The 13,375-nt window shown below is 67.2% G+C and carries 8 protein-coding genes; 6 read left to right on the plus strand and 2 right to left on the minus strand.

Translation table 11 applies throughout. The features are described from left to right. The first annotated feature begins 107 nt into the window (after positions 1 to 107). The gene (locus ACYVAN_RS13265) at positions 108 to 1,403 is read left to right on the plus strand and encodes a glycosyltransferase family 87 protein (protein WP_460959310.1); all 1,296 of its coding nucleotides are present in this window, start codon (positions 108 to 110) and stop codon (positions 1,401 to 1,403) included. A gap of 217 nt (positions 1,404 to 1,620) precedes the next feature. Here ACYVAN_RS13265 and ACYVAN_RS13270 read toward each other — a convergent pair whose 3' ends face one another. Further along, the gene (locus ACYVAN_RS13270; protein ID WP_460959312.1) at positions 1,621 to 2,841 is read right to left on the minus strand and encodes a GDSL-type esterase/lipase family protein; all 1,221 of its coding nucleotides are present in this window, start codon (positions 2,839 to 2,841) and stop codon (positions 1,621 to 1,623) included. Positions 2,842 to 3,484: 643 nt separating this feature from the next. Here ACYVAN_RS13270 and gltB point away from each other — a divergent pair. Both gltB and ACYVAN_RS13280 read left to right on the plus strand, forming a co-directional pair. Next, a complete protein-coding gene (gene gltB / locus ACYVAN_RS13275; RefSeq protein WP_460959314.1) occupies positions 3,485 to 8,023 on the plus strand; it encodes a glutamate synthase large subunit in 4,539 nt (1,512 codons plus the stop codon). Further along, positions 8,016 to 9,467, plus strand: a complete 1,452-nt coding sequence (locus ACYVAN_RS13280; protein WP_460959316.1) for a glutamate synthase subunit beta — start codon at positions 8,016 to 8,018, stop codon at positions 9,465 to 9,467. Before gltB ends, ACYVAN_RS13280 begins: the two co-directional genes overlap by 8 nt. A gap of 171 nt (positions 9,468 to 9,638) precedes the next feature. Here the strand turns inward: ACYVAN_RS13280 and ACYVAN_RS13285 are convergent, their stop codons facing one another. Further along, on the minus strand, positions 9,639 to 10,247 hold the full coding sequence (locus ACYVAN_RS13285) for a helix-turn-helix domain-containing protein (protein WP_460959318.1): 609 nt from the start codon (positions 10,245 to 10,247) through the stop codon (positions 9,639 to 9,641). Between the two features lie 66 nt (positions 10,248 to 10,313). Between ACYVAN_RS13285 and ACYVAN_RS13290 the strand changes: the two genes are divergently transcribed. The 3 genes from ACYVAN_RS13290 (at position 10,314) to rutA (ending at position 13,349) form a co-directional block, all read left to right on the plus strand. Beyond that, positions 10,314 to 11,357: an NAD(P)/FAD-dependent oxidoreductase gene (locus ACYVAN_RS13290; protein WP_460959320.1), complete on the plus strand. Its 1,044-nt coding sequence runs from the start codon at positions 10,314 to 10,316 to the stop codon at positions 11,355 to 11,357. A 74-nt stretch (positions 11,358 to 11,431) separates the two neighbouring features. Continuing rightward, the gene (locus ACYVAN_RS13295; protein ID WP_460959322.1) at positions 11,432 to 12,055 is read left to right on the plus strand and encodes a class I SAM-dependent methyltransferase; all 624 of its coding nucleotides are present in this window, start codon (positions 11,432 to 11,434) and stop codon (positions 12,053 to 12,055) included. Positions 12,056 to 12,266: 211 nt separating this feature from the next. Beyond that, on the plus strand, positions 12,267 to 13,349 hold the full coding sequence (rutA, locus tag ACYVAN_RS13300; protein ID WP_460959324.1) for a pyrimidine utilization protein A: 1,083 nt from the start codon (positions 12,267 to 12,269) through the stop codon (positions 13,347 to 13,349). Positions 13,350 to 13,375 lie beyond the last annotated feature (26 nt).

Genomic DNA, 13,375 nt, shown 5'->3' on the forward strand with positions numbered 1-13,375 from the left:
GCTTTTGACCGGTGATTTCGGCGGTCCAGTGGTCGAGCCGTTTGTTCGGCGCTCGGATGGCGTCGTGGATGTCCACGTGGCCGCCCGAGGCGAGAGGAGAGGACTTCGTGGCCCTCGTGCCCGGCAAGTCCCGGGACCCTGTCCTGACACTCGACGGCTTCGTTGACCAGCTTCGGGCGTTCGTCGTGACGCGCGCGCATTGGATCATCGGAGTGTCGATCCCGCTCATCGTTCTCTCACTCGCGACCATGGTCGCGCTGGGGCGGGCGGGTATCGACCAGCAGGCGGCGATCGACTACCAGGTTTACCGCTGGGCGGTGGAAACCTGGCTCAGCGGCGGGGACATCATGAACGACGCCCCGACCACCAGCATCGGAACGGTGTTGCCGTGGGTGTACCCACCGTTCGCCCTGCTGCCGTTGATGCCGCTCGCGCTGTTGCCCTTCCTCGCGGGGCTCCTGACTCTCTACGGGCTGAACCTGGCGACGTTGTGCGCGGTCATGTACCTGGTGGTCCGGCGGATGTGGCCGGCGGTGGGGGAGCGCGGGGCGTTGGCGGTGTCCTTCGCGTTTCTGCCGTGGACGCTGTTCCTCGAACCCGTGTACTCGACGTTCGGCCTCGGCCAGGTCAACCTGCTGCTGATGGGGCTGGTCGCCCTCGACTGTTTGGTGACATCTCCTCGCTGGCCCCGCGGAACGCTGGTCGGAATCGCAGCGGCCATCAAACTGACCCCGGCGGTGTTCCTGCTGTTCTTCCTGGCGAGAAGGGATTACCGGGCTTCGGCGACGGTGGTGGTCACTGGCGCGTTCGGCACGTTCCTCGGCTTCGTGCTCAACATGGAAGCAGCGGTCGAATACTGGTTCGGCACCGGTCCGGCAGGCGGCATCAGCGGATCCACTTTCCACACGAACCAGTCGGTGCTGGGTGGTCTGGCCCGACTGGATCTGCCCGCGCCCGTGGAGATGTCGATCTGGGGGCTGGTGTGCGTGATCCTGACCGTTCTAGCGGTCGGCGTGCTGCGCCGTGCCGACGCGGTGCAGGCCATGTCGGTCGTCGGTCTGCTCGGGTTGTTGCTCTCGCCGACCTCGTGGTCCAACCACTGGGTCTGGGTGGTGCCCGGGGTTCTGACGATGCTCGGATGCGCGCTGATGTTGCGCAGCAAAGGCTGGTTCGCGGCAACGGTGGTGACCACGACCATCGGGGTTTTCGGGTCGTTCCGACTGGCGCCCGCGCAGGATCCGTTGTCCTGGTCCGCGTGGCACCACGTGGTCGGCAACGCCTACCTGCTGTTGGGGGTGGTGCTGTTGGTGGCCCTTCGCCGATACGTCCGAATCGTGGCGGGCGATGTCAACGACGAGGCACGTGGCCCCGATCGACCGCCCGACGTGGTCGCTTCTTGCTGAGAGCTCACTGCCCGCGGTCCCCGGTAGGGCCAACTCCTCCGGTGCCGTAGCCGGTGGTCCAGACTCCAGACTCATGCCGCCGCAGGGGGACGGCCTCCGATTCGACCGTACGGAACGAGGTCCGCGGGTCGAGAGCGGGCGCCGTCCCCGCAGCGCGCGGTTTCACCGCACTCCTCGTCCGGCGTCGTTCGTGAGTCGGGTCGGACGAGGCGTGGGCTCAGGAGCGCGCCACGGCGAACCACCCGTGGGTACCGAAGGCCAGTGCGGCGAAGCGCTCGCCGATGCGGCGGTGGGCGGCGGCGTCCGGGTGGAGCTGATCGGGCAGCGGCAGCTCGGTGAAATCCGACTCGCCGTAGAGGTCGCGGCCGTCGAGGTGGTGCAGATTGGGGTCGTCGGCTGCGCGTTGGGCCGTGATGCGGGCCAACTCCTCCCGGATGTCGCTCAGCGCCAGTTTCCCGGCGGCGCGCTCGGCAGGGTCACCGGTAGCCCGGAACCGCAGCTCCCCGGCGCTGAGAGCGCTGAAGTCGAACCCGCTGGGGCCGGGCGTCTCCTCGTGGATCGGGCACAGGATGGACGAGATGACCAGCAGTGGAGTGGCGGGATGCCCCTCGCGGATGGTGTCGAGGAAGCCGTGCACCGCCGACGTGAAGGCGCGCAGCCGCATCAGGTCGGCGTTGACCACGTTGATGCCGATCTTGATGCTGATCAGGTCCGCTGGGGTGTCCCGCATGGCGCGCGCGGTGAACGCGTCGAGCAGGGCGCTGCCACCGAGACCGAGGTTGATCAGCTCCACGCCACCGAGGGAGGCGGCCAACGCGGGCCACGTCGTGGTCGGGCTCTCGGCGTTCGAGCCGTGGCTGATCGAGCTGCCGTGATGCAGCCACACTCGGCGGCCTGGTTCCGCTGCCGTCTGGACGGGTGCATCGGTGCGCAGGGCCACCAGTTCGGTGATCTCGTTGTGCGGCAGCCAGATCTCGACGTTCTTGACGCGATCGGGCAGATCGGGGAATCGGACGGTTCCGACCGGTCCGGGCCTGGCTTCCACGGACCCGGTGGTCATGTCCACGGTCCGGACGTTCCCGCCGGACCCACCGGCCCGCCCCATCGGGCGGCCGTCGACGAGCAGGTCGTATACGCCGTCCGGACGGGGCGGGGCGCCCTGGTAGGCCATCTTCGTGCGGAGCGTGTCCAGCTCGACGGTGGTGGCTCGAGTGCGGAAGACCACCCGTACGCCGGAGGGCTGGGCCTCCGCCATGGCCAGCTGCCCGTCGGCGCACTGCGCGCGGGCAGTGGCCGGCAGCCGGTGCGGCAGCAGCCCGTGTTCGGTGTGTTCCAGCTCGAGCGCGCCGCGCAGGAGGTTCGCGGTGATGTGCGTGGTGGTCCAGTCGGTCGTCCGGTGCGTGGTGGAGTCGGGGACTGGATCGTGCTTGGGGGTCACGGCTTCAGCCTGCCAATGGGGAAGCCGGTCCGCACCGGGTTTTCCAGTTGACTACCCGGGTGACCCGGGCCCGATCGCCGCCGTCCGCCAAGTGATCAGCGCGATCGTTCACCGGCTCGGTGGAGCCGCCGCGTGTTCCGTGGGTGCGTCATCTGCAAGGTCATCAGCCCGTGATTCGGCCGGGGGGGGGGAGTCTCGGCAGGCGTGGAACGAGGCGGGTGAAGTGAGCGCCGGGCAAGAGGTCGACACCGTGCGCATCATCACGGTTCGGTGATGCTGAACCGAGTCCGGATGCGTGCGCAGGCCCCGCTGCGACTGCGATTGTGTGGCCAACGCCGCACGAGAGTGGCCTTGCTGTCGAATATGGACGGAGCGGCCGCGCGTGTTTCCGGTGCTCAGCACTGGAAAGGGGCCACCGTCTCACCCAGTGGGAGATATGTCCTGTGATTTACGTCGTGTTACTGGACGGTCGCATCTCGCTCGTTCGATATGTAGAGTGCCCAAAACTGACCGAGTGTGCAACGGCGCATCCTTTTGTCAGTGCCCGATTAGGTTCTTGCGGGCTTGCGCTGAGTGACTCTGCCCTCGCGCGGCTCGTGGCCTGGCGACGGGAGGTCCGATGCCGAATTCCCAGAGTTTGAGAGTGGCGCAGCGTGGCGCCGAACCGCAGGGTCTGTACGACCCTGCCAACGATCGGGACGCCTGTGGCGTCGCGTTCGTTGCCGATATGCACGGTCGGCGAAGCCATACGATCGTGAGCAATGCGCTCGAAGCGTTGCGCAACCTCGAGCATCGTGGCGCGAAGGGTGCGGACCCGGATACCGGTGACGGCGTGGGTCTGTTGACCCAGGTGCCGGACGAGTTCTTCCGGGGTGTGGTCGACTTCGAGCTTCCCGAGCGGGGTGCGTACGCGGTGGGGATCGCATTCCTGCCCGCGGATGCGGACGCGGCCGGCGAAGCGGTCGCGACCATCGAACGGATTGTGTCCGAAGAGGGACTCAGTCTGCTCGGTTGGCGCGAGGTGCCGGTCGAGCAGGGTGTGGCCGGCAGCACCGCGCGTGAGGTCATGCCCGGGTTCCGGCAGCTGTTCGTCGGACGTGGTCCCGAATGCGCGGCCGACGAGACCGCGTTGCAGTTCGAGCGGCGTGCGTTCTGCGTGCGCAAGCGCGCCGAGCACGAGGCCGACGTCTACTTCCCGAGCCTGTCGGCTCGCACCATGGTCTACAAGGGGATGTTGACCGAGACCCAGCTCGCGGGTTTCTTCCCCGACCTGACCGATGAGCGGTTCGCCAGTGCGATCGGTCTGGTCCACTCGCGGTTCTCGACCAACACGTTTCCGGCGTGGCCGTTGGCGCACCCGTACCGATTCATCGCGCACAACGGCGAGATCAACACCATGAAGGGCAACCGCAACTGGATGCGGACCCGCGAGAGCATGCTCGAGACCGACCTGATTCCGGGCGATCTCAAGCGGCTTTACCCGATCGCCACACCGGATGCGAGCGACTCGGCGACCTTCGACGAGGTACTGGAGCTGTTGCACCTCGGCGGGCGTTCGCTGCCGCACTCGGTGTTGATGATGATCCCCGAGGCGTGGGAGAACCACGCCGAGATGGACGCTGCGCGGCGCGCGTTCTACGAGTTCCACAACTACCTGATGGAGCCGTGGGACGGTCCCGCGCTGGTGGCCTTCACCGACGGGACCCAGATCGGAGCGGTGCTCGACCGCAATGGTCTGCGGCCCGGCCGTTACTGGGTGACCGATGACGGTCTGGTGGTGCTGGCCAGCGAGGTCGGCGTGCTGGACCTGGACCCGTCGAAGGTAGTCCGCAAGGGCAGGCTCCAGCCTGGCCGCATGTTCCTCGTGGACACCGACGCGGGCAAGATCGTCGACGACGAGGAGATCAAGGGCGGGCTCGCCGCCGAGCACCCCTACCAGGAGTGGCTCGACGAGGGCGTCGTGCACCTGTCCGACCTGCCCGACCGCGAGCGCGAGGTGCCTTCGCACGCGTCGCTGGTACACCGGCAGCAGGTCTTCGGCTACACCCAGGAAGAGCTCGGGGTGTTGCTCAAGCCGATGGCGGGCGGTGGCGCCGAGCCGATCGGTTCGATGGGCAACGACTCGCCGTTCGCGGCGTTCTCGCACCGCCCGCGTCAGCTGTTCGACTACTTCACCCAGCTGTTCGCCCAGGTGACCAACCCGCCGTTGGACGCCATCCGGGAAGAGCTGGTCACGTCGCTGAGCACGCACGTGGGCCCCGAGCACAACCTGCTCGACCACGACCCGGAGGCGTGCCGCCAACTGGTGCTGCCGTTCCCGGTGATCGACAACGACCAGCTCGCCAAGATCGTGCACATCAACGACGACGGCGAACACCCCGGCCTCAAGCCGGCAACGATCGACATGGCCTACGAGGTCGCCGGTGGTGGGCAGGCGCTGCGTGATCGGCTCGACGAGATCTGCCGCGAGGTTTCAGCGGCGGTCGCCGACGGTGCGCACGTGCTGGTGCTCTCCGACCGCGCTGCCGACGCCGACCACGCCCCGATCCCGTCGCTGCTGGTGACGGGCGCGGTGCACCACCACCTGGTGCGGGAGAAGACCCGGACCAAGGTCGGACTCGTCGTCGAAGCCGGTGACGTGCGCGAGGTGCACCACATCGCATTGCTGATCGGCTACGGCGCTGCGGCGGTCAACCCGTACATGGCGATGGCCAGCGTGGAGGACCTCGTCACCACCGGTGCTCTCAAGGACACCGACGAGAGCCAGGCCACCGCGAACCTCATCAAGGCGCTGGGCAAGGGCGTCCGCAAGACGATGTCCAAGATGGGCGTGTCGACGGTCTCCTCGTACAGCGGTGCCCAGATCTTCGAGGCGATCGGACTCGGCAGCGAGGTGATCGACCGTTGCTTCGCGGGGACCACCTCCCGCCTCGGCGGGGTCGGGTTCGACGTGCTGGCCCGGGAGATCGGTGAACGCCACCGCAAGGCCTACCCGTCCGACGACGTGCAGGCTCCGCACCGGACCCTGAACGTAGGTGGCGAGTACCAGTGGCGCCGCGAGGGCGATCCGCACGTGTTCAACCCGAAGACCGTCTTCAAGCTGCAGCACTCCACTCGGAGCGGGCAGTACGACATCTTCAAGGAGTACACGCAGTCGGTCGACGAGCAGTCCCGCGACCTCATGACCCTGCGTGGGCTGTTCAAGTTCCGCGAGGGGGCGCGCGAGCCGGTCCCGGTCGAAGAGGTCGAACCGGTCTCCGAGATCGTCAAGCGCTTCGCCACCGGTGCGATCTCCTACGGGTCTATCTCGCAGGAGATGCACGAGACCCTCGCGATCGCGATGAACCGCCTCGGTGCCAAGTCGAACACGGGAGAGGGCGGCGAGGACGCCGACCGATTCAGCCCCGACGAGAACGGTGATTCGCGGCGTTCGGCGATCAAGCAGGTCGCATCCGGTCGATTCGGTGTCACCAGCGAATACCTGGTCAACGCCGACGACATCCAGATCAAGATGGCGCAGGGCGCCAAGCCTGGTGAAGGCGGCCAGCTCCCGGGCAACAAGGTGTATCCGTGGATCGCCAAGACCCGGCACTCCACGGCTGGCGTCGGCCTGATCTCGCCGCCGCCGCACCACGACATCTACTCGATCGAGGATCTGGCGCAGCTGATCCACGACCTCAAGAACGCCAACCCGAAGGCGCGCATCCACGTGAAGCTCGTCTCCGAGGTCGGCGTCGGCACGGTAGCGGCCGGTGTCAGCAAGGCACATGCCGATGTCGTGCTCGTCTCCGGGCACGACGGTGGTACCGGTGCCTCGCCGCTCTCGTCGATCAAGCACGCCGGTGGCCCGTGGGAGCTGGGGCTGGCCGAGACCCAGCAGACCCTGCTGACCAACGAGCTGCGCGACCGGATCGTGGTGCAGACCGACGGTCAGCTCAAGACCGGGCGCGATGTGGTCATCGCCGCGCTGCTCGGTGCCGAGGAGTTCGGTTTCGCCACTGCTCCGCTGGTGGTCTCCGGCTGCATCATGATGCGGGTGTGCCACCTGGACACCTGCCCGGTCGGTGTCGCGACCCAGAACCCGGAACTCCGCGCCAAGTTCAACGGCAAGGCCGACTACGTGGTGAACTTCTTCGAGTTCATCGCCCAGGAGGTCCGCGAGTACCTGGCGGAGCTGGGCTTCCGGTCGATCGAGGAAGCAATCGGGCACGCCGAGATGATCGACACCGAGGCCGCGGTCCGGCACTGGAAGAGCGAGGGGCTGGACCTGGCGCCGTTGTCCCACGTTCCGGAACTGGCGGCGGACGCCTCCAGGCACAACACCACCGAGCAGGACCACGGGTTGGAGAAGGCGCTGGACAACACGCTGATCCAGCTCAGCGAAGGCGCGCTGAAGGAAGGCACGCCGGTCCGGTTGCAACTGCCGGTGCGCAACGTCAACCGCACAGTCGGCACCATGCTCGGCCACGAGCTGACCCGGCGCTGGGGTGGCGACGGACTGGTCGACGACACCATCGACGTGACCTTCACCGGTTCGGCCGGGCAGAGCTTCGGTGCGTTCGTGCCGCGCGGCATCACCCTGCGGTTGCACGGTGACGGCAACGACTACGTCGGCAAGGGCCTTTCCGGCGGCAAGCTCGTCGTGCGGCCACCGGAAGGGGCGTCCTACCTCGCCGAGGAGAACGTCATCGCAGGCAACGTGCTGCTCTACGGTGCCACCGGGGGCGAGCTCTTCGTCCGCGGCATCGTGGGCGAGCGGTTCTGCGTGCGCAACTCCGGTGCGGTGGCCGTCGTCGAGGGCGTCGGTGACCACGCCTGCGAGTACATGACCGGTGGCCGCGCGGTTATCCTCGGCACGACCGGTCGCAACTTCGCTGCCGGCATGTCCGGTGGCATCGCGTACGTGCTGGACCTCGACCCGCAACGCGTCAACGGCGAGATGGTCGAGGTCGAGCCGCTCGACGACACCGATCTGGAATTCCTCTCCGATCGGGTTCGCAGGCACTACGAGCAGACCGAGTCGCAGGTGGCCCGTGAGCTGTTGGCGGATTGGAACGGTGCGGCCAAACGCTTCGGCAAGGTGATGCCGAGGGACTTCAAGCGAGTGCTGGCCGCGCAGACCGCCGCCGAACGCGACGGGCGCGACGTCAACGAGGCGATCATGGAGGCGGCTCATGGCTGATCCCAAGGGCTTTATGACCACCCCGCGGGAGACCGCACAGCGCCGCCCGGTCGACGTCCGGATCAAGGACTGGCGCGAGGTCTACCTGGATTTCGAGTCGGACAAACTGCAGAAGCAGGCCGGTCGTTGCATGGACTGCGGCATTCCGTTCTGCCACCAGGGCTGCCCGCTGGGCAACCTCATTCCGGAGTGGAACGACCTGGTCTGGCGGGATGATTGGCAGGAGGCGGCCGAGCGGCTGCACGCCACCAACAACTTCCCGGAGTTCACCGGAACGTTGTGCCCGGCGCCGTGCGAGACGGCATGCGTGGTGGGCATCAACTCGGACGCGGTGACGATCAAGCAGGTCGAGATCTCGATCATCGACCGTGCTTTCGAGGAAGGCTGGGTCACCCCGCAGGTGCCGAACAGCCGCACCGGCAAGAAGGTCGCGGTCGTGGGTTCCGGTCCGGCGGGGCTCGCCGCGGCGCAGCAGCTGACTCGGGTGGGCCACGACGTGGTCGTCTTCGAGCGGGAGGACCGGATCGGCGGGTTGCTCCGCTACGGCATTCCCGAGTTCAAGATGGAGAAGCATCGTCTGGACCGGCGGCTGGAGCAGATGCGCGCGGAGGGCACCGAGTTCCGCACCGGTGTCAACGTGGGCGTGGACGTCACGGTCGAGCAGCTGCGTGCGGACCACGACGCGGTCGTCCTCGCGGGTGGCTCGACAAAGGCTCGTGACCTGCCGACCGCCGGTCGTGAGCTCAACGGCGTGCACCAGGCGATGGAGTTCCTGCCGCTGGCCAACCGCGTGCAACAGGGCGACTACGAGCGCGCCCCGATCAACGCGGAGGGCAAACACGTCGTGGTCATCGGCGGTGGCGACACCGGTGCCGACTGCGTGGGCACGTCGCACCGGCAGGGTGCCGCCTCGGTGACGCAGCTGGAAATCATGCCTACGCCGCCGTCGAGCCGGCCGGAAACCCAGCCGTGGCCGACCTACCCGATGATCTACCGGGTCTCCTCGGCGCACGAAGAGGGTGGCGAGCGGCTGTTCTCGGTCAACACCCAGGAGTTCGTGGGTGATGGCGAGGGCAACGTGCGTGCCCTGCGGCTGGTGGAGGTCCAGAAGGAGGACGGCAAGTTCGTACCCGTCGAGGGAAGCGAGCGGGACCTGCCGTGCGATCTGGCTTTGCTGGCGATGGGCTTCGTCGGTCCGGAGCAGGAAGGTCTGGTCGACGACTTGGGCGTCGAGCTCGACGGGCGCGGCAACGTGTCCCGCGACGCCGACTTCAAGACCACTGTGGACGGAGTGTTCACGGCGGGCGACATGGGCCGCGGTCAGTCGTTGATCGTGTGGGCCATCTCCGAAGGCCGTTCGGCGGCAGCCGGGGTGGACCGCTACCTGACCGAGCGGGATGTGCTTCCCGCGCCGATCGCACCAACGGATCGCCCGCTGGTGTGATCTCGGATCGTTCCTGAGTGGAGCCGGACCGTTCGCGGTCCGGCTCCACTTTTTTGCGTGCTGCGTTCCTCCGATATGGACCGTGAATGCAAGATGGGGTGTTGTCACCGGGTTCTTGCCGGTGTCCGCTGTGGACTGCTGGACGTTCGGACGCTTCGCCCCAGCGGACGCTTACCCACCGGAAGCTTCCCCGCCGGACTGCTTCGCGCGCAGGTGCAGCCGTTCGCCCTGGGGGCCGAAGATGGAGAGGATCTCCGTGGGTTCCGGGCCGGGATTGTAGAACCAGTGCGGGGTGCGGGTGTCGAATTCGGCGGCCTCTCCGGGGGAGAGGATCAGATCCTGCTCACCGAGGAGCAGGCGCAGGCGTCCGGACAGCACGTAGAACCAGTCGTGGCCTTCGTGGGTCTGCGGGTCCGGCTCGCTCCGAGGCCAGTACGGCGGCATGATCTGCTTGAAGGCCTGGAGGCCACCAGGGCGACGGGTCAGGGGGATGAACGTCGCGCCGTGGCGTCTGACCGGACGCGGGTGGATGCGCGGATCCCCGGTCGCCGGTGCGTTGACGAGCTCGTCCAGCTGCACTTGGTGGGCCCGGGCGAGGGGGAGTAGGAGCTCCAGGGTTGGGCGGCGCTGTCCGGACTCCAGCCGCGACAGGGTGCTGACCGAAATCCCCGTCGTCTCGGCCAGTTGAGCCAGCGTCGTGCCGCGCTTGCGGCGCAGGTCCCGCAGCCGCGGGCCCACCGCGTGGAGGACGTCGTCGAGGTCGGGCGCTTCATCGGTCACCCCACCATTTGCCACTCCGGCAAGGTTTCTTGTCAAGTTGGGCGGCGTGGGCGGAGAGTCGTCTACATGACCGACAACCACTTCGACGTCATCGTGATCGGCGGTGGGGCCGCAGGCCTCAGCGGCGCGCTGACCCTGGCAAGGGCACGCCGCCGGGTGCTGGTGCTGGACGGCGGACACCCACGCAACGCTCCCGCTGCCGCGGTGCACGGATTGCTGTCCCGTGACGGCATCGCACCCACTGACCTGGTGGCGCGAGGCGAGACCGAGGTCACCCGTTACGGCGGGGAGATCCTGCACGTCCAAGCCACCTCCGCACGGCGGGACGGGTCCGGCTTCGCGGTGAGCACCGATGAGGACCACGTGTTCACCGCGCGCCGGTTGCTGTTGACCACCGGACTGGTCGACGAACTGCCCGACATCTCCGGGCTGTCGCAGCGCTGGGGGCGTGACGTGCTGCACTGCCCCTACTGCCACGGGTGGGAAATTCGCGACGAACCGATCGGAGTGCTGGCCACCGGACCACGAGCTGTCGAACAGACGCTGCTGTTCCGCCAGTGGAGTTCCGACCTGACCCTCTTCTCCCACACCGCACCCGACCTCACCGACGAGCAGCGTGAACAGCTCGCCGCTCGCGACATCACCGTGACCGACGGTGAAGTCGTCGGGCTGGAAATCACCGACGACCAGCTCACCGGCGTCCGGCTGGCCTCCGGCCGCGTCGCCCCGAGCCGGGCGCTGGCGATCGCCCCCCGATTCGTGGCGCGCAGCGAGATCGCGACCGATCTCGGTCTCACCACCACCGAGCACGCCTTCGGAGAGCACTTCGCAACGGACGCGACCGGACTGACCGCTGTCCCCGGTGTGTGGGCGGCAGGCAACGTCACCGACCTCATGGCCCAGGTCGTCGGCGCCGCCGCCGGCGGTGTCAGCGCGGGTGCGGGCATCAACGCCGACCTCGTCACCGACGACACCCGCCGCGCCGTCGAACGCCGCCGAGGCCCCTTCTCGGCCGACTCCGAGGCACGGAACTGCGAGCGGGTCCTCGGCGATCGCCGCCACGGAATCACCCCCGCGAACCCCGCTGCGCAGGCATCCGGACAGTCCTGACCGGTCATTTTTCAACCTGTCACGGTATTCCGGCCGCCCAGACCAATTCGACCGACCACATAGAGGGATCAACGATGGACGAACGCTTCACCGCACAGTTCTGGGACGAGCGCTATGGCTCGACCGACCGGATCTGGAGCGGCAATCCGAATCCAGTGCTCGTCACCGAGATCGGCGACCTCGAACCCGGCACCGCCCTCGACGCGGGGTGTGGCGAGGGAGGCGATGCCCACTGGCTCGCTCGCCGCGGGTGGCACGTGACGGCCATGGACGTGTCCGAGGTCGCCCTCGAACGCGGCGCCGCCCATGCCGAGGCGGAGATCGCGGACCGGATCACCTGGCGCCACGCCGACTTCACCAATTGGGTTCCCGACCACCACACCTACGACCTGGTGAGCGCCCACTTCATGCAACTCCCGCGCGGATTGCGCGACGTGGTGTTCGAGCAGTTCGCGACCTCGGTTTCGCCCGGAGGAACGCTCCTCATCGTCGGCCACCACCCGTACGACATGCAGACCACGACTCACCGGACTCCCGACCCCGAGCTGTACTTCACGGGGGAGGAAATCGCGAACAACCTGGAGCCCGAACGGTGGGATGTCGTGGAAGCCGCCGCGAGACCACGTCCGAGCTGTGATGCGGAAGGCGGGGAGACCGTCATCCACGACGCCATCCTCCGCGCCCGCAAGCGCCCTTGACTTCAGAGAGCGGAGCCGGACCGTCCGTGGTCCGGCTCCGCTCTCTCGTTATCCCGGTCGTCCCCAACCGTCCTCGCAGTGTTGATCCGGGCCCACGGGCGAGTCCTGGATTCCTCGGTGTCGCGATCGGCCGGGAATTCTGCCGGTTTCCACCCCGGCCGCCCCGGTGAAGTGGCACGCTGGCGGAGGCGAAGATCAACCTAGGGGAAGCATGGATATCGGCGTATTCATCCCGATCGGGAACAACGGCTGGCTCATCTCCAAGACCTCTCCGCAGTACATGCCCAGCTTCGAGTTGAACAAGGCGATCGTGCAGAAGGCCGAGGAGTACGGCCTCGACTTCGCGCTCTCGATGATCAAGCTGAAGGGTTTCGGCGGGGACACGGAATTCTGGGACCACAACCTCGAGTCCTTCACCCTGATGTCGGGGCTTGCGGCCGTCACCGAGAAGATCAGGCTCTACGCCTCCACGCCGATCCTGGCTCTGCATCCGGCTATGGTCGCTCGCATGGCGTCGACGATCGACTCCATCGCCCCCGGCAGGTTCGGGATCAACATCGTCACTGGCTGGGCCCCCGCCGAGTACTCGCAGATGGGGCTGTGGCCCGGCGAAGAGCACTTCGAAAACCGCTACACGCGCGCATCCGAGTACGTCACAGTCATGAAGCAGCTCTGGGCCGACGGCGTCAGCAACTTCCGGGGCGACTTCTACCAGATGGACGACTGCGTGCTCTCGCCTAGACCGAAGGACGGCCACATCGACATCGTTGTCGCCGGTCAAAGCACCAGTGGAATGAAATTCGCCGCGGACTTCGCGGACTACAACTTCATCCTGGGCAGCGGGATCAACACACCGACCGCGATCTCCGACAACGTGGAGCGGCTCCACGGCGTCACCGAGGAGTCGGACCGGGAGGTCGGTGCTCTGCCGCTGTTCATGGTGATCGCGGACGAAACCGACGAAGCAGCCCAGTCGAAGTGGGCGGACTATCACGACAACGCCGATGCGAAGGCGCTGGCGTGGATGGCAGCCCAGTCCTCGTCCGACCAGACCTCCGCTGAAGGCTCCACCTCGAAGACGATTTCGCTGCCCGAAGGGGCGGTGAACCTGAACATGGGCACTCTCGTCGGTTCCTACGAGACGGTCGCGAGGATGCTCGATCAAGTCGCGGACATCGTCGGCACCAACGGGATCATGCTGGTGTTCGATGATTTCCTGGCAGGGATCGAGAACTTCGGCACCCGCATCCAGCCGCTCATGGAGTCCCGCAAGGTCGCTTCCGCCGAGGCCTGAGCACCTCGCGCAGTCCGGAACGCTGC

Source organism: Parasphingorhabdus pacifica, from assembly GCF_054779195.1.